Genomic DNA, 18,885 nt, shown 5'->3' with positions numbered 1-18,885 from the left:
GAAGCTTTCAGGTATTGGAAGCTTTCAGGTATTGGAAGCTTTCAGGTATTGGAAGCTTTCAGGTATTGGAAGCTTTCAGGTATTGGAAGCTTTCAGGTATTGGAAGCTTTCACTGCAAATTCATCGCGCTCCGAAACCAGCCATCCAGCCTCTTTGAACAAATGTGCAATTTGGCGATACCGTTGATCGGGACTATCAATGAATCCTTCCGATATCCAGTCGTCGCCGTCGTGCCTTTTCATGAGAGAGCGTCCATTTTTGTCACAGATCAAAGAGGGAAATCGAAATAACCCCCACACAGACTCGATGCCATTTTCTTCAGTAACAACCATGAAGACACCTTCCACAGGTGCAATTCTACATAGCCCTGATTCTTTGTAATGAGCCCAACAGATATTTTCGGGCAGTGTGACATCAATCAAACGCGGATCTTCAAGTGTTAGCCCACGAGTGATTCTGCGTGAAAACGCTCTTTTTTCAGGAGTGTCGAATTTTGCGTTCTCAACCAGCGTTGGCCCCAGTCCGTATTCCTTGGCTTTGATTTCGGCTCGCTTCAAAAACTGCTCGATTTCAATGCTTTCAATATTTGAAGGTGCTCGAAAAGAATAATGGTAGCTTAGACTCATGGAAGAACCACAGTAAAAGCATGAAAATGGTTTTTTCAAAGAAAATGTCGCCGTGCTAGCGCAATGCACGGTTTTACTTGATTTTGCCTTGTCGTTGGGTCGGCTTTGGGCGCATGATGGCCGCGTTCGATAATGCCCCTTCTTTCTCTAGATTGGCTCCATTCACGCGCGACACTGTTTGCCGGCTAATCACGGGGAAATCCTTGCGAGATATTGAGAACAGCACCAGATTTCGATTTTAATTCAGACATTCCTTTGTTGTTTTTATGGCAATTCTTAAAGACGTAAAAAAATCCAGCCCAAAGATTCAAGCAATTGACCTGTTCTGCGGAGCCGGCGGATTGACCTGCGGCTTGAAGCAGGCGCAAGTAAAGGTGATGCTAGGGGTGGATGTCGATCCCGCGTGCGAATATCCTTATTGGTATAACAATTCGACCAAGTTCCTGTGCCAGGATATTCGTGAACTCGAATATGCCAAACTCGCCAGTCATCTGCCCCTAAAGACCCCGCGCTTGGTTGCAGGTTGCGCGCCTTGCCAGACTTTTTCGACCTACAATCAGAAAGCACTGGAAACGGACAGTCGGTGGTGGCTTTTGGACGAATTCGTGAAGGTCGTGGAAGCGCTGAATCCTGAACTGGTCACTATGGAAAACGTCCCCGGGCTGGCAGAACACGCCGTTTTCGAAAAGTTTCTGGAGTTTCTCGATAAGGCCGAATACAAAGTCAGTGCCCAAATCGTCAAATGCACCGATTATGGGATTCCCCAACAACGCGAGCGTTTGGTCGTTTTGGCGTCGAAACTGGGCCCGATAAACCTGCTGCCCCCGTCCCGATTCAGATCCAGAGTGAAAACAGTCCGTGATGCAATTGCCACGCTTCCCCAATTGGAGTCGGGAGCCGCCGACAAACATGACGACCTTCACCGCTGCCCTTCGCTGTCCCCTCTGAATCTTCAACGAATCCAAGCATCCATTCCCGGTGGCACATGGCGCGATTGGGACCCAAGATTGGTGGCCAAATGCCACAAGAAGAAGACGGGGAAAACGTATCCCGGCGTTTATGGGCGCATGTCTTGGGACGAGCCTGCGCCGACTATTACCACCCAGTTTTTTGGCTTTGGAAACGGACGATTCGGACATCCCGAACAAGATCGTGCCATCTCGTTGCGCGAGGGTGCGATACTCCAGAGCTTCCCGCAAAGTTACCGTTTTACTGAGCCCAATAAGCCAATCCATAAGTCAACAATTGGGCGCCTGATCGGAAATGCCGTGCCCGTTCGGCTTGGCTATGTGATCGGACGGTCATTTGTTGAGCACCTCAAAACCTTGAATCCTGATGCCGTGCGGAAATAGTTCCGCCTACGTTTCCATGACTTCCGTTTCCCAAACACCCCTTGCGTCCGCAATTCCTGTCGATGGGCAATTGGTTGAGGTGCGGAGCAGGCAATGGGTCGTTAGCAGCGTGGAGGAATCGGATGTGTGCGCGCAGGGCATGGTGAAGCAGCACCTCGTTAGTTTGGCAGCCATTGACGAGGACGCTTATGGCGAAACGTTGCAGGTTGTATGGCAGATTGAGCCGGGCGCGCGCATTCTGGAGCACGCCGGATTCCCCAAAATTTCCGGTTGCGATCCCGTTGATCGCATGGATGCCTTCATTGACGCGGTTCGCTGGGGGGCCGCCGTGAACGCCGACCGGAGCTTCCTCCAGTCGCCTTTTCGCAGCGGCATCTCCATTGAGAGTTACCAACTTGATCCCGTGGTGCGCGCCATCGACATGGCGCGCGTCAACCTCCTCATCGCCGACGACGTGGGACTGGGCAAGACCATCGAGGCCGGGCTCGTCATACAGGAGCTGATCGTTCGCCATCGGGCGCGGACGGTGTTTGTGGTTTGCCCGTCATCCCTGCAACTCAAGTGGCAGACGGAAATGCAGGAAAAATTCGGTCTGGAATTCCGCATCGTAAACACCGACTACATCAAGCAACTGCGGCGCGAGCAGGGCATTCACGCCAACCCATGGACTTCGTTTCCACGCCTGATTACGTCAATGGATTGGATGAAGTCGGGTGAGGCTCTGCGGCTCGTAAAAGATGTTCTGCCTCCGCACATTGGTTACCCTCGCAAATTTGACATTCTTGTTGTGGACGAGGCCCATAACATCGCCCCGGCTATGGCGACCCATTACGCTGTCGAGAGTCAGCGCACCACCCTCATCCGGCGCATCGCCCCGCATTTCGAGCACAGGATTTTTCTCAGTGCCACGCCTCACAACGGCTATCAGGAATCGTTTACCTCGCTCTTGGAGCTGCTGGATGACCAGCGTTTCGCCCGTTCGGCCATGCCCGAGGAAAAACAACTCCAGCGTGTGATGGTCAGGCGGCTAAAAACCGATCTCGTCGATGCCGATGGCCAGCCCATCTATCCGAAACGTGTGATCAAACCCCTCCCGGTGCCCTACACTCAGGAAGAGCGCGAAACACATGCTTTGTTGCGACGCTATATGGAAAGCCGCATCGCGACAACCACCGGCAGCAATGCGGCGTTCGGTAGCGCCTTCGTTCTGAATCTTTTGAAAAAACGGCTGTTTTCCTCGCCGCGGGCATTCGCCCTCACCTTGGAAAAACATCGCGAGAGTTTGTCCGGGCAAAACCGGCAAACCAAATCCGACGATCTTGACGATCGCATTCTTCGCAAAGCCATCGGGAAACTCGACGAGGATGCCGACGATGCTGCAATTGAGGAGGCAATTTCGAACGTGGTGCGGGAATCCGGCACGATGGATGTCCCCCTGACCGACGAGCAACGCGCCATCCTTGAAAAACTGTCCGCTTGGGCCGTTCCCGCCAAGTCCCGTCCCGACTCCAAGGCCGGCGCCATTCTCGCCTGGCTCGACGAGCACATCCGCCCCAACGGAAAGTGGGGCGACGAGCGTGTAATCCTGTTCACCGAATACCGTGCCACGCACGGTTGGCTTTATGAGATTCTCACACAGCACGGCTATGGCGGAGACCGGTTGATGGAACTCCACGGCGGCATGGATCCCGATGATCGCGCCGAAGTCACGGCTGCGTTTCAGGCTTCGCCTGCCGATGCGCGCGTCCGCATTTTGCTCGCCACCGATGCCGCGTCCGAGGGCATCGACCTGCAGAACCATTGCCACTATCTCATCCATGTGGAGATTCCTTGGAATCCGAATGTGATGGAACAGCGCAACGGCCGCATTGACCGGCACGGGCAGAAGCGCCCCCCGTCATCTGGCATCCTGTTGGCAACGCGTTTCACCCGACGGACGCTTCATCCAATGCGCGAATAGGCGATATTGATGGCGATCACGAATACCTCATGCGCGCGGTGATGAAGGTTGAGGCCATCCGCGAGGATCTCGGCAGCGTCGGCCCCGTCATCGCCCATCAAATCGTTGAGGCGATGTCCGGCAAACGAACCACCATCGACACGCACGCCGCCGAGGCGCAGGCGGCGAAGGCGCGCCGCTTCGTCGTCGCCGAGCGCCGGCTCCAGGAAAAAATCGCCAGGTTGCACGACCAACTGCTCGAAACGCGCACCAGCTTTCATCTCTCCGCCGACCGCATCGCGCGAGCCGTGCAAGTGGCCCTGCACATTGCCGAAAAACCTTCACTTCACGCCACAAACTGGCCCGGCACTCCGGACGGCTCCGTTTTCCATGTTCCCGAAATCCCCGGTTGGGAAAGGGCGACGGAAGGCCTTTATCATCCCCACACCGGACGTCGCCGGCCAATCACCTTTGATCACGCCGTGGCAAAAGGGAGGGACGACATCGTGCTGGCGCACTTGAATCACCGGCTTGTGCAAATGTGCCTGCGCATCCTTCGCGCCGAAGTCTGGTCGTCCGACGAAAGGAAGCGGTTGCATCGCGTCATCGTGCGACGTTCCGCGGATGCGAGCCTCGTGCAGCCTGTTGTCGTGGTGAGCTCGCGACTGTTGGTAACAGGGGGGAATCACCATCAGCTCCACGAGGAACTGACACTTGCCGGTGGCGAACTGCGCGCGGATGGGTTCTCCCGCATTACCCAAGTGGGCCGGATCGAAACCTTGGTGGAAGAGGCTCGCGTGGTCGAACCGACGAACGAGGTCATCGCCGATTTGCGAGCACGGTTTGATCGTTTTGAGGATCCCATTCGAACCGCCGCCGAAGCGCGCTCACGGGAGCGCCTGCGTTTTCTTGAGAACACGCTGGAGCGACGAAAGCGCGGGGACATTGACGACATCACCGGCTTGCTTAATGAATTGGAAGCCACCCTGCGCCGCGAGTTGGAGCCAGCAAAAGTGAAGCAGCTCGAACTCTCCCTCGGTTTGGAAAACGAAAAACTTCAACTTCGCCGTGACGTGGCAGCTCTCCAAGCCCGCCTTGATCGTATTCCCAATGAGCGCATTGAGGAAATCGCCGCCATTGAACGGCGTTATTCGGATTTTGCCCACCGCACTTTTCCAGTGGCCGTATTTTTCATCTTACCTGTCAAATGAGCACCAACCAACATATCGAATGGCTCAACCTCGTGGAGAAAACGGGGCCGTTTCTTGCGGTCGGAGTGCTAGACGAGGCGTTTCCCCAAGGACTGGAAAAAGTCGAGACGCGCCATCGTCAGCGGGTGCGCAGCGCCTATGACGAGTGGCGCGATGCCGTCGATGCCGTCGATCCGCAGCTTGCGGAGCTGCATCGTGAATGGATTCGGCTGGTTTTGGAGGAACTGCTTGATTACGACTCCTCCATCCTGAAACCGCGCGACGCGCTTCCAGTCTCACTCGCGTATCGCGAACCGTCCTGTGGCGTCGAGGTTCGCCCTGATTTTGCCGCGATGGCGGGAGAAACACCACGATTGCTCGTTGCCGTGCAGCCTCCCGACACCGCCTTGAACGCTCCCGTTGCCGGTGATGCGTGGGCGGCTTCGCCCGTCGAGCGCATGATCCAACTTTGCCGGGCGACCGGTGTCCGGCTTGGCTTGGTGACGGACGGTGAATGCTGGTCGGTCGTTTACGTGCCAGCCGACGGCAGTTCCAGCGTCGCGACTTGGTTTGCCCGCATCTGGCAACAGGAGCCGGTCACATTGCAGGCGTTTGTTTCCCTTCTGGGCGTTCGCCGCTGCTTCGGACCGGCGGAGGGAACATTGGAGTTATTGATGGAACGCTCCGCCGCCGACCAGAACGAAGTCACCGACACGCTTGGCGAACAGGTTCGCCGCGCCGTCGAGGTTTTGGTGCAGGCACTCGACAAGGCTGACGCGGCACGAAACCGGCAGCTCCTCGCCGGAGTCACCTCCGGCCAACTTTACGAGGCGGGTCTCACCGTCATGATGCGGCTGGTCGTCCTGCTTTGCGCGGAGCAACGCGGACTGCTTCTGCTCGGCGAGGACACCTATGATCAGTATTACGCGATCACCACCCTGCGCGCCCGGCTTCTGAAAGAGCAGAAAGACCTCACCGACGAGGTGCAGGAGCGACGGCACGATGCGTGGTCGCGCATTTTGGCGGTGTGCCGCGGAGTTTTCGGAGGGATTGAGCACGCCTCACTTCGCCTGCCCCCATTGGGAGGTTCGTTATTCGACCCGGATCGTTTCCCGTTTCTGGAAGGACGGGCATCCGGAACCACCTGGCGCGAAACTTCGGCGCAGCCGTTGCCCATCGACAATCGCACGGTGCTCACCCTGCTCACGGCATTGCAGGTTTTGGAGCACTCGACGGGGGCGCAGATGCTTTCCTACGAGGCGCTTGATGTCGAGCAAGTCGGGCATGTTTACGAGGGCCTGCTGGAGCGCACAGTCAAGCGCGTCCCGGAAATCACGTTGGGGCTGATCGGCACGAAATCCGCCTACAATCCAAACGTCGCTTTGAGTGTCCTTGAGGAAAAACGGAACGCTGGTGAGGAGACCTTGCTGGAGTTTCTCAAGGAAACCACCAAACGTTCGCCGTCCGCCTCGTGCCGCGCGCTCAATCGGAAAGTGGACGACGCGCTCGCCCACCGAATAGCCGTAGCCTGCGGGACGGACCAATCCCTAGTGGAACGCTTGATGCCATTTGCGCATTTGATTCGTGACGACAGCGCAAAGCGCCTGCTCGTTTATCCCCAAAACTCGTTTGTCGTCACATTGGGAGACAGCCGTCGCGCAACGGGAACGCATTATACGCCCAAATCGCTTACCGAGCCAATCGTGCAGCACACGCTCGAACCGCTCGTGTATGCGGGGCCTGCGGAAGGAAAACCGCGTGAAGAGTGGCAGTTAAAGTCCCCCGCCGAACTGCTCGCGCTGAAAATCTGCGATATGGCGATGGGCTCGGCGGCGTTTCTTGTGCAAGCGTGCCGTTGGATGGCCGACCGCCTGATTGAGGCGTGGGACGCCTCGGAAAAAACCGGACACTCGATTTCAATGGAAGGTGTTGTGCTCGAACAAGCGGGCGGCGCCGAGCTGCTTCCTCGCGACAAGGCCGAGCGCGTGCTCATTGCGCGGCGGCTCGTTGCCAGCCGCTGCCTCTACGGCGTGGACAAGAACCCAATGGCCGTCGAGCTGGCGAAGGTCAGCTTGTGGCTCGTCACCATGATGCAAGGGCGGCCATTTAGTTTCCTTGATCACGCGTTCAAATGCGGGGATTCGCTGCTAGGCGTCAGCTCATTGAGTCAGATTGAGAATTTCAGCCTCCGTCCGGGCAAACATCAGTTCACCTTCGCCACCTCGAACCTGTTCCGCTACGTGGAAGCCGCCGAGGCGAAACGCAGGGAACTCGAAAGCCTGCCATCAAACGATTATTCGCAAATTGAAGCCAAAAATCGGCTGTATGCCGAAGCGGAAGTCGCCATCGCCAAAGTCAGGACCATCGCTGACTGCCTTATTGCCTTGGAAATGCGTGGTCTTGATGGGGAAGCTTACACGGCGGCTCGCGATGCCGAGGCGGAAGAGATGCAGCGACTGATTACTCAGGATTCCGACGCGACTCTAACATCTCAAACATCAAGGCAGCCATCCGCGTTGATCGCCCGCGCACAAGAACACCGTCCGTTTCACTGGCCGGTGGAATTTCCAGAAGTGTTTGCGCTCAGTGGATTTGATGTGTTTATTGGTAATCCACCATATATGCATGGCAGACGTATATCTAATCGGTTCTCAGATTCATATCTTGCATATCTATCCACATATCATAATAGCATAAATTCAAGCTCTGATTTGGTAGTATATTTTATATTGAGAGCTTTTAATCTTGTAAAAGCAGGAGGAGCTGTAGGGTTGATCGCAACTCAAGCCGTAACCGCTGGCGATTCCCGAGAATCAGGATTTGCATGGATTCTAGCGAATGGAGGAAGTGTCTTCTGGGCCACCCCTGATTTTCTTTGGCCCGGGGTGGCGGCGGTTCGCGTTTGCTCGTTTTCAATCCTGAAGTTGGCCTCGTTACCATACGGCATTCTTGGAACTAGGCGCGTTAATAAAATAACTAGTTACCTAACCGAGGCCACCTCTGATTTAGTGGAACCGTTTCCGTTAGCTAGAAATAAAGATATTTCAGCCACAGGAACATACGTCTACGGGAGTGGATTCCTTCTTTCATCAGATGAAAGACGGTATTTCGTTGAGGCCGATCCGCGCAATGAGGACGTTATTTTTGCTTTTTTAAGAGGACGGGACATAAACCAAAATCCCGAGCATAAAGCTTCGGCTTTTGTGATTAACTTTGGGGAAATGTCCGAGGGTGAAGCTAAACGATGGCCACTTTTATTTGAACACTTGCAGTGCACCGTAAAGCCGGAACGCGCAAAGCAAACTAAGCAAGTTCATGAGACCTGTTTTTGGAAGCATTGGGACAAGCGGCCTGAACTTTACAGCAAATTGCAACTGCTGCGACAATGCATAGTTCATGCTTTCACCTCTAAGCATGTAGCCTTTGCTTTTGTGCCTACCGATCAGATTATAGCCACTCCTCATGTAGTGTTTCCAACTGAATCTATGGGATTCTTCGCGAACTGCCAAAGCAGTCTGCATATTGAGTGGGTATTGCGATTCTCATCAAAAATGAAAAGTGACGTTAGGTATACCCCATCAGATTGTGTCCAAACTTTCCCTTTTCTTGAAAATACAAATCAACTGGTGTCAGTTGGTCAGCATTATTACAACTTCCGACGTGAGATCATGGTGGCCACGCACGCAGGGATGACAAAAACCTACAACCGTTTTCACGATCAAAGTGAGCAGTCGGCTGACATCACACTGCTGCGAATGCTGCATATGGAATTGGATCATGCCGTGGTCTCCGCTTACGGCTGGCATGATCTGGACTTGGGTCATGACTTCCACATCACCAAACAAGGCGAGCGCTACACAATCAGCGAGTCCGCTCGCCGCACTATCCTTAACCGCCTCCTTGCGTTAAACCATCAACGTTATGCAGAGGAGGTTGCCGCAGGATTGCATGAAAAAAAGGCTAAAAAAAATAGCAAACGAACCACCGATATAAGCGATCAAGCCCGTCTCAATTTCTAATGAACCCACACGATTATAATCTATATCATTACACTAAAGAACGTTCGACACTGGAGCGTGTTATAAAGAATGGCTTCTGGCCAAGATATTCCTTGGAGGACCATACATGGCTTGCTCCCAATCTTTACCTTGCATGTCCCTGTGTCTGCTTCTGTGACATTCCAACTGCAGCAAGCTCAATGCATCGCGAGGACTATGGCGACTATGTCATCAGTTTTGACAAAAGCTGGAAAGGCACTGACTCGATAACACCGCTCCTCTACTTGAACGAAAACGGCCCGCTGGCAAAAATTATAACGGAGAAATACACGCGTGAAATTACAAAGTCAGGAACATGCAAAAATGTGGACGGCAAGCTATTTTATGAGCCAAGGCTTTTAGAAAAGGCTAAGCTTGATGATATCTGGCCATTCCTTCCTTATTTCAAGGCGACATTGGGACATACGTTGAGAAAGAAAACGGACGAGCAAAAAGCTCACGACCCGCGTCCCGAATACGACCACATTTGGCTAACAAAACCTTTGGAAGACGAGATGGAGTGGCGTTACGTTCCAGACAAGCATCGGGACGCTCTCTATACAGTGCGTGATTACGAGCCCAAGACAATGGCTGCGCTTGATAAGCTTAATGAAAACACAAAAGATTCGTTTCTGAAGTTCGACCTGGCCGATGTTAAAACAGTCATTGTTCCGACAGAAGGAGATCGTGCGGCGATTCTGAATGGCTTTTCGGCCTTGGCCGGCAAAGTTCGCCTGTGGTCTGAAATACCACAAAAGGCAAGTTCGACCTCCGGCGCCCAATAAGGCAACAACTTTGGTGAAACGCTCTCTCAACATCAATCGATAACCTATGGTTGAAACCCTTTCACTCCTAAACCTTGGACTTGCACCCCAACTGGAAGTTGATGCCGAGGGCGCGAACCGCTTTCCACAATACACGGCCCGTGACGGGGCCAATAATCTAACCCACCCTATACAAGCAAGAACATGGCCAAGGAATATCAACTTAGCATCGACCCGAGAATACTAGAGCTTCTCGGTCCCAATCTTTACACGAATATCTATTACGTTTTGGCCGAGTTGATCGCGAACGCATACGACGCCGATGCCAAGAATGTTTACATAATATCGAACAAGGATGATATCCGTGTGGAAGACGACGGCCACGGCATGTCGTATGAGGCTGGGGATATCAAACGCTACCTTGATGTAGCGGCGGTATCAAGAAAATCGGAGGCGGAGTCGCTCACTAAGTCTGGCACTCGCAGAAAAATGGGGCGAAAAGGCGTGGGCAAATTAGCCGCGCTTTCGGTGTCCGAAAACGTCGATATATTGACGGTGGCGAATGGTGAAAAGTCAGGGTTTGTGTTGGCGCGCCGTCCTGAGGTCGGGAATATGCTGAGGCCAATTGATGAGGCGTCCATTCAGTTCCAATTTGTAAAAGAGCATGGCTCGGCAATTGTAATGAAGCACCCGCAGTATCGGCTCCACAAGACTCTGGCCGCGGTTCGCAGAAATTTATTAAAAATATTTCCCCTGATCAGCACCGATTTTAGGATTCATGTTATCAGGGGTAATGAAACCGTCGTGATTGAAGATTTCGATCGGAATATCATGTCGGATCTCTGCGCTTTAGTCACACTTGGCGACGAATTCTCACATTTGGGCGCGTTGGTTCCTGCTCAGTTTCCAAATCGTCAGAAGGAATTGGTGGTGACGCAAATGGCCAAAGAATCCGCCCTGACGATGCGTGACAAGGAAGGAGTGGAGCATGAATACACGCTTTCCATCAAGGGCTGGTTGGGAGCTTATCGTTCCACCCGAGGCCGCAAAGCGGAGATGACCGACTTTCCCGACAACTTCATTTCCCTGTTTGCAAACAAGAAGCTCGGCGAGTTTAATATACTTCCGCTTGTCGGCCAAAATAAACTGAATGAAGTTTATGTCGTCGGACAACTGCACATTGATCTCTTTGAGTTGACCGAGCTACCCGACATGGCTCTAAGCAATCGCCAAGGGTATAAATCTGATGATCCCAGATACGAGAGAACTCTGGATTTTATCCGAAAGGAATTACTTGCGACGATATTAAACCAAAGAGAATTATATACAGACTTGGTCAATGCCGAAAAAAAGAAAATCAAGGAGAGATTTCTTCTTGAAAATGAAAGAAGATTTAGAGCGGAAATTGATACGTTTCGGAATAACACAAGCCAGCGGGCTGCGGAGCGGTTGGCTGGCTTTACGAAAAATATTGATACGGAAACACTTAAACGGATCATATCCGAGTCAATCGGTGAGAATAGTCCTGATCTCGGGCTTAAAAAAATCGTTGATTCCGAAAAGAAGAAAATTCTCATTAGCCAGACCTATTCCGATAAACCGTTTGCCGACGTGGTTTTCCAGATGCTGGTTTACAACAATGTTCCGACCGAGGACATTCTTTACACGAATTGCGATGACGAAGTGTGTCGGGTTCCAGAGGGAAGGAAAATTTATGACTACCTGAGAGAGTTTTTTGTCGAAAGTTACTCCAGTCAGAAAATATTCGTCCTGTTCATCACTAGCGAGAACACCAAAATATCTTGGGGGGCTATTACCGAGGTGGGTGCCGCATGGATTACCCAGATCGACCATAAGATTTTTAATATACATCCCTTTAGGCCGGAGCATCCGCTGGATGATGAGTCACAATGGCAAAGCACAAATCGAGAAACTCCCAAAACTGGTGACTTATGGATGCTTCGTCTCAATGCCGACATTTTTTGCCAAAAGATTGAGGCTGTCTGCGATGCTCTTGGATATAAAAAGAAGGCTCGCGCCCAGAATCTGACCCATCTTGGGACGCTTGTGTCCATCAGAACAAGCTGAGAGGCCCGCCATGCCGCAAAACAATACCCAAAATGCCTGGATGGTCGCCGTTGATAACAACGCGAGCCGAGACCTGTTGAGTGTCACGATAGAGCATCGCGCCATCGAACAATTACGAAGCATCATGGAAAATGATGGCGTCATGCTTGTGCAGCGACAGTCAAACGAAGTATTGGCCTTTGCGCGCATCTTTCGAATCAGGCGCGAGGCACAACGGACTACAGTTTACTTTGATAGCCTCGTCTGTGTCGAAGCGCCTGTCGAGGTGGGCACGCTGGGAATTTCACATCCATCATCCGCCATGGAGCGGCTTGATTGGGAGGTCTTCGAGACAGCGTTGCAGCCGGCTGCGAATGTTACCTTCGCAGATTTCCCCACGATCGCCGGAAAAACATCCACCGAGCAGAATCACCTGAGGCGGCTGCTCCAGCTTTCCGTGATGGATGATCTTCTTGGGCCGGCCAATGGGCCGCATGAGGAGGTTATCGGCATGAGTGTTCGCGACCGTTACCTGGTCGGAAAACTCGCGCCGAAGGAATACATTCAAGAGGAGGGGAGTCCCTCGCTGGATGCGCGCGAGGCGGACGCAATTCCCCAGGCCGACCTTTCGCCAAAAGCCAACGAAGAGCACATCCCGAACGAAAAGAAGAGTTCCTACCGGCTTTCCTCGAAGGGCGAGGATGAGGACAACGAAACAGACCGGCTCGAAAACCAATCCCTGGTTCCATCGTCCATCGGGTTCACCTTTTGCCTCAACGGCAGCGTGCGTGAAATCGAATTGGATGTCCGTTGGGGGCGTTACCATCGAGGCGAGAGTGAAACGGAAATAACTCCGAGCGGACGTCCCGCGCGGGCGTGGAAGCGCGTGCCAAGTGGCGGCAATATCCGGCTTTCGTTGCGAGAGGGGGCGATTGCGCCGATTGCCGTCGATCCGGCATGTCCAAGAGTGGTCGTCACAGGAGTTGTCCGTCCCGTCATGGTCAAGGGCGACAGGTTGGTGACGGTGTTTCTCGTCAACAATCAGGAAAAACCGCTGGAATCGCAGGATTCAGCATGGGTTTTCCAACCCGAAATCGTGGCACGTGGGATTGATGGTGCACCAGTTTTCCGTCGCCGTCCCGTGCTCGAAGCGCGGGAAGCTGACGACAATGAGGCTCGCGAGCGCATTGCGTTGGAGATGGTTTACAGGAAGCGGGTCGAGTTTGCGGTCGGTCACGGCGTCGCAGTCCATGCCGAGGTCGGCCCGGACAATCCAGAGCAGGCCAATGAGGTGCGCACAGTTGTCATGCCGAACCACGAGGTCCCGGTGACTGAAACGCCGGGAACCGATCCGCAAGATCGCCCGGCCATGAGGCAATTGGTCGAGCGCGGAACGTTCGACATGGAGCGGCTTGCCAGCATGTCACGACCGGAGTTGGTCGCTGCGTTGTCGGTCATGTCCGACGACTACGACGCATGGATCGCCGAGCAAAGGAAACGAATCCCCCAAGAATTTTCCGCTTACACCGATGCCGCAACCGATGCGATGCGGCGTTGCGAGAAAATCCTCGAACGGTTGCGCGAAGGCATCAATGTGCTGCAATCCGACAACGACGCGTTGGATGCATTTCGTTTCGCCAACTTGGCGATGGCGCGGCAGCGTGTGCGCAGCATCTATTCGCTCAAGCGCAGGCGCAAGGAGGCGACGACGGTCGAAGTCGAAAATCTGCCGAAGAACCGCTCGTGGCGTCCGTTTCAGCTGGCATTTGTCCTGTTGTCCATCCCCGCCTTGGCCGATCCCCGGCATCACGACCGCACGGAACCATTGATGGCGGCTGCTGACTTGCTTTGGTTTCCGACCGGCGGCGGAAAAACCGAGGCGTATCTCGGTGTGGCGGCATTCACGATGGCCATTCGTCGTCTCCAGAATGGACTCGGCGGTTTCGATTCTTCGCGCGGACTTTCGGTGATCATGCGATACACGCTGCGGCTCCTTACGATCCAGCAGTTTCAGCGCGCCACCACGCTGCTTTGCGCGATGGAAACATTGCGCAAGGACGACACCGAAAAATGGGGAAGCACACCTTTCACGCTCGGCCTTTGGGTTGGCAACAAGGTGAGCCCCGGCACGACCGAGCGCGCCCATAAAATCATAGAGGACGAACGCAATGGCCAGCGCGGAGGGATGGAAACACCCGCGCAGCTCACATTTTGCCCATGGTGCGGATCGGAAATCCAGGCCGGACGAGACATCATCGTGGACAGGGAATGCCTCCGGACAACGCTCTACTGTGGTGACAAACTCGCCCAATGTGATTTCTCACGCAAAGAAGGTTCGCACGGATTGCCGGTTGTCGTGGTGGACGAGGAAATCTACCACCGTCCGCCGTCCATGTTGATCGGCACGGTGGACAAGTTCGCCATGATGGCATGGCGCGGCGAGACGCGGACGCTATTTGGCAGGGTTGAGCAGGAATGCGAACGGCATGGGCTGATGTGGCCCGGTTGCGAATGCAATGGAGTCCACAAGAAAAAAGGCGCGTTGCAGGCCACAAGGGTGAAAGACGTTGCTCCGATCCGTCCGCCCGACCTCGTTATTCAAGATGAATTCCACCTTATCAGCGGCCCACTGGGAACGATGGTTGGACTTTACGAAACCGCGATAGATGAATTGTCGTCATGGACTCTAGACGGAAAAAAGATCCGACCTAAAATTGTCGCCTCGACCGCCACAGTGCGAAAAGCGCAGGAGCAGGTTCATCACGTTTTCTTGCGGAACGTCGCCGTGTTTCCGCCTAACGGGTTGGACATTGAGGATAATTTCTTCTCAGTGCAGCGACCGATCTCGGAAAAACCCGGACGCCTCTATCTTGGGATATGTTCACCGGGCAACTCCCGTCCCACCGTTCTGATTCGTCTCTATGTCGCATTGCTCACGGGTGCGCAGGAGCTATTCGACCACTTCGGACAGGCGGCGGACCCCTACATGACGTTGGTCGGTTATTTCAACTCACTTCGTGAATTGGGCGGCATGCGCCGGCTCGCCGAGGACGACGTTCAAACCCGCGCCTACCGCGTGCTCATGGGCAAAGTAAGGCGCCCCGGCCTTGCGCAACGAAGCATCCGGGTGATTGAGGAACTGACCTCGCGCGTATCCAACAAGGAAATCCCGAAGAAACTGGATCAACTTGAAACCAAGTTTAAGGCGGCATGGGACAAGGGCGAGGCACGTACCATAGATGTCGTGCTCGCCACAAATATGCTGTCGGTGGGCGTGGACGTTAACCGGCTCGGCCTCATGGCGGTGAACGGACAACCGAAGAGCACGGCTGAATATATTCAGGCGACGAGTCGTGTCGGCCGCGCGTATTTGGGGTTGGTTTGCTCGGTGCTCACGTGGTCAAGGCCGCGCGATCTGTCGCATTATGAGACTTTCGAGCATTACCACGCGACATTCTACAAACATGTCGAGGCGCAATCAGTGACGCCGTTCGCGCCACGAGCCATGGATCGCGGACTCACCGGTGCTTTCGTAAGTTTGCTCCGACTCACAGACTGCATGCTAAATCCGAATCTCGGCGCGTCAAACCTCACCAGTGCAGCCAACCCTGTGGCGCAAGAAACCAAAAAGGCCGTGGCCGATCGGGCGTGGAAGGTCTCCGACAAAGCCTCGGTGAGAATACTCACTGAAGGCATGATCGCGCAACGTCTCGATACGTGGGCAAGAGAGGCCAACAAACCGGGGCGACGGTTGGGGTATGAAGCAGAGCAACGGCAGGGAAATGTCGTGGCGCTTCTGAAAAAACCGGGGCTGCATCATTGGGATATCCTAACCGCCCCAATGTCCCTGCGCGAAGTGGAACCGGGTGTTCGTCTTGTTATGGATACCTCGACATTGCATGACAACCCGGAGTGGCAGCCCCCGTCGGATGACAATCAGAAAGGTGACGACAATGACTAAACTGCTTCCTGTCGGCTCGGTTCGCCCAAGCCAATTGCTCTGGACTTATGGCCCCGGAGCCCTCGTCGATTTGCCCAACTTGTCCGTGGTGACGATGGGGCTGGATCGCTGGGACGCAAGCCACTGCGCGCCCATTGATGAAAAGCGGTTGCTCGACGCTGTCCGCAAACAACTAGGAGCGCAAGTCGAGCGGCTGCGCATGCCACCGGTAAGTCCGTCCGAAGGCGTGGATATGTTCAGCCGCGAGGCAAAGATCGGCGTTCCGGTGCGTCCGTTTCCTCGATGGTTGCGCTGTGTGAAATGTGGCACGCTCGCCGAGTTCGATTCCGGACTTTTTGACATCAAAGAGAATCCCTACCGTCCCGAGGACACACGATTCGTTCACAAAACCTGCGAAAAAGGAAAGAATGCCGACGCCGTGCCGGCGCGCTTTCTTCTGGCCTGCCGCAACGGACACTTGGACGATTTCCCTTGGCGTTATTATGTCCATGATGGCCCATCGGACTGCAAAGGCACATTGAGCTTTTTCGAGCAAGGCGCGTCTCTCCAAACCGAAAACCTGTGGGTCAAATGCACCTGTGGCAAAGCGCGCTCGCTTGTCCACGCGTTCGGCAGGGATGGCGCCAAAAATCTGCCCGCATGCCGGGGACGCCATCCGCACCTGAATCATTACGACAAATGTTGTGATCAACAACCTCGCGCCGTGTTGCTGGGATCAACAAACAGTTGGTTTTCGATGAGCATTTCAGTGCTCTCAATTCCCTCAACGGGAAACCTGTTGGAACAATTGGTAGCGGATGGCTGGACTTATTTTGAAGATGTCGAAGATATCAACGAATTGAAACCCGTGCTGAAGACTTTGGTAAAAACCGGACAACTTCCGGGAATTGAGGCTCATCCTTTCGAGGAGATATGGGCGCAGATCCAAAATCGAAAAGGCGGCAAAGGCGCGGATACACTTCAAGCAGTCGATATCAAGAGGCCGGAGTGGGAAGTCCTCACCAACCCAGCCGCGCCCAACGACTGGCCGCATTTCATGACATCCAAAACGGCAGCCCCGTCTGAATACACATCAAAGCTCGGCGAGGTTCTGCTTCTGGAAAGGTTGAAGGAGGTCAATGCGTTGATTGGATTTACTCGCGTCGAGGCTCCGGAAGAATCGGACGATCCCGATGACAGACCACCAATGGCTGATTTGTGCCGGGGCGCCCCAACATGGGTTCCAGCCTTCGAGGTTCACGGGGAAGGCATTTTCATTCGCTTCCGAGAAGATGCGATACACCAGTGGATGGAAAAACCGGCAATCAGAGAGCGCGACACAATGCTCCTAGCCGGACACCGGGGCTGGCGTCATGCGCGACAGCTCGTGCCGGATAATGGATATCCGGGGATTCGTTACGCAATGCTGCACACCTTTTCGCATTTGCTCATACGCGAGCTGGCCTTGGAGTGTGGTTACAACACGGCCAGTATACGCGAGCGCATTTATGCCGACAGCGACCCCGAAAAGCCCATGGCCGGCATCCTCCTCTACACGGCTGCCGCAGACTCGGACGGAACATTAGGTGGACTGGTCGAACTAGGAAAACCGGAAACGCTGGGACGACTAATCACGCAGGCACTCCGACGTGCATCAATATGTTCCTCCGACCCGCTGTGCTCCGAACACGATCCTCGGAGCGACCGCAGTTTGCACGGGGCGTCCTGTCACGGGTGTTCGTTTGTTGCCGAAACCTCATGCGAGCGCGGCAATCGTTACCTCGACAGAGCATTGGTCACCGGAACATTTGACGATAATGGTGCCGCATTCTTCGACATCCCCGCATCCTCAAATGGCTGACCTCTGGCAAACCACTGCGGAGCTATGTCTTGAACTCCATCCGGATCGCGTAAATGCCATCATAGGAGGAATAGACAAAATCAACTCGGTGGATCAGCTGCCGCTTGTCCGCGAGTGTTTTGGGCCAAAGGCAGGGCACGATTTCTTCATCAAGTTGCAGACCGCATGGCGCGCGCGGCGGAGTGTATCGTCAGCGGAAATAGTGGCGGCGTTAAAAAGTGCGCTGGCATCCGCCATCCAGCAAAGAACTCGTGGCGCAGTGGAGTTGGTGTGGTCAGGTCCTGCGACTGAAATTGTTCCCGTGCGACAAACCGAAGAAGTGCTTTGCGAGGTTATCGAAAGCGCGCAAGTCCGCCTGTTCCTCGTCAGCTATGTCGCCCATAAACTTGAGCGCGTGCTTCGATGCATGGAAGCGGCTTCAGCACGGGGAGTGGATATTTGTGTTCTTCTGGAGCCATCAATTGAAAATGGAGGGAGACTCAACGCCGACTTTGTCACTCCCCTGGCGCGTCGGCTTCCAAGGGCCGGTTTCTATCAATGGAAAGACGCAGATAATGCGTCGGTTCATGCCAAATGCGCCGTAGCCGACGGGAAGGTGGCATTTATCACCAGCGCTAACCTCACAGCTGCGGCAATGGACAGGAACATGGAGTTGGGCGTTCTGATGAAAGGCGGATACGTCCCGGAGCAATTGCAACAACACTTGGGGGCGCTGATCGATAATGAGACCATTGATCGGATATGAAGCATGATGGATTTGAAAAGTGGCCGAAAAGTGGCCGAAATGATTTTAAAAATTGGCAAAAAAAGACCTCAAAAACTTATGTAAGTCTTTGAGGTTAAAGTGGCTGCCCGGGCTGGGATTGAACCAGCGACCAAGTGATTAACAGTCACCTGCTCTGCCACTGAGCTACCGGGCATCAGTTTCTTCCGCCGTCCTTTTCAGAACAGCCGGTGAAGGGGCGTCATTACGGAGGGTTTGATTTTTGGCGCAAGTAGAAAAATCATTTTTTTCAGAAAGACCCATAGACATGTTGACCCGGGGCAACGGTCCGGAAGCAAAGCAAAAGTCAACACCATGAAGCTCCAATCATTGCGAGTGCTTGGCA

General features: G+C 54.1%; 10 protein-coding genes and 1 tRNA gene. 9 read left to right on the top strand and 2 right to left on the bottom strand.

Translation table 11 applies throughout. The annotated features are described in order from the left end of the window. Positions 1-92: 92 nt before the first annotated feature. Entirely contained in the window at positions 93-626 is a 534-nt protein-coding gene (locus M2447_RS13395) for a hypothetical protein (RefSeq protein WP_277559012.1), read from the bottom strand. 266 nt (positions 627-892) lie between these two features. Between M2447_RS13395 and M2447_RS13390 the strand changes: the two genes are divergently transcribed. The 9 genes from M2447_RS13390 (at position 893) to drmC (ending at position 18,521) form a co-directional block, all read left to right on the top strand. Beyond that, entirely contained in the window at positions 893-1,978 is a 1,086-nt protein-coding gene (locus M2447_RS13390; RefSeq protein ID WP_277559011.1) for a DNA cytosine methyltransferase, read from the top strand. A gap of 16 nt (positions 1,979-1,994) precedes the next feature. Beyond that, the gene (gene drmD, locus M2447_RS13385) at positions 1,995-3,938 is read left to right on the top strand and encodes a DISARM system SNF2-like helicase DrmD (protein WP_277559010.1); all 1,944 of its coding nucleotides are present in this window, start codon (positions 1,995-1,997) and stop codon (positions 3,936-3,938) included. A 41-nt stretch (positions 3,939-3,979) separates the two neighbouring features. Then, positions 3,980-5,128, top strand: coding sequence for a hypothetical protein (locus tag M2447_RS13380; protein ID WP_277559009.1), 1,149 nt, complete (start codon positions 3,980-3,982; stop codon positions 5,126-5,128). Further along, on the top strand, positions 5,125-9,126 hold the full coding sequence (locus M2447_RS13375; protein WP_277559008.1) for a type IIL restriction-modification enzyme MmeI: 4,002 nt from the start codon (positions 5,125-5,127) through the stop codon (positions 9,124-9,126). Before M2447_RS13380 ends, M2447_RS13375 begins: the two co-directional genes overlap by 4 nt. Further along, the gene (locus M2447_RS13370) at positions 9,126-9,929 is read left to right on the top strand and encodes an abortive infection system antitoxin AbiGi family protein (protein WP_277559007.1); all 804 of its coding nucleotides are present in this window, start codon (positions 9,126-9,128) and stop codon (positions 9,927-9,929) included. The genes M2447_RS13375 and M2447_RS13370 overlap by 1 nt, the downstream gene beginning before the upstream one ends. Before the next feature lie 183 nt (positions 9,930-10,112). Further along, positions 10,113-11,996 carry an ATP-binding protein gene (locus M2447_RS13365; RefSeq protein WP_277559006.1) on the top strand — a complete coding sequence of 628 codons (1,884 nt, stop codon included), beginning with the start codon at positions 10,113-10,115 and terminating at the stop codon, positions 11,994-11,996. 10 nt (positions 11,997-12,006) lie between these two features. After that, positions 12,007-15,936 carry a DISARM system helicase DrmA gene (gene drmA, locus M2447_RS13360; protein ID WP_277559005.1) on the top strand — a complete coding sequence of 1,310 codons (3,930 nt, stop codon included), beginning with the start codon at positions 12,007-12,009 and terminating at the stop codon, positions 15,934-15,936. Further along, positions 15,929-17,776, top strand: a complete 1,848-nt coding sequence (locus M2447_RS13355) for a DUF1998 domain-containing protein (protein ID WP_277559004.1) — start codon at positions 15,929-15,931, stop codon at positions 17,774-17,776. Before drmA ends, M2447_RS13355 begins: the two co-directional genes overlap by 8 nt. Further along, positions 17,769-18,521: a DISARM system phospholipase D-like protein DrmC gene (gene drmC, locus M2447_RS13350; RefSeq protein ID WP_277559003.1), complete on the top strand. Its 753-nt coding sequence runs from the start codon at positions 17,769-17,771 to the stop codon at positions 18,519-18,521. The genes M2447_RS13355 and drmC overlap by 8 nt, the downstream gene beginning before the upstream one ends. A 100-nt stretch (positions 18,522-18,621) precedes the next feature. Here drmC and M2447_RS13345 read toward each other — a convergent pair. Continuing rightward, a tRNA-Asn gene (locus tag M2447_RS13345) sits at positions 18,622-18,696 on the bottom strand. Positions 18,697-18,885 lie beyond the last annotated feature (189 nt).

The sequence above is a fragment of the Ereboglobus sp. PH5-10 genome (assembly GCF_029504735.1).
Lineage (GTDB): Bacteria > Verrucomicrobiota > Verrucomicrobiia > Opitutales > Opitutaceae > Ereboglobus.
Note: the sequence above shows the minus strand (reverse complement) of the source record. Positions and strands in the feature narration are given on the sequence as shown.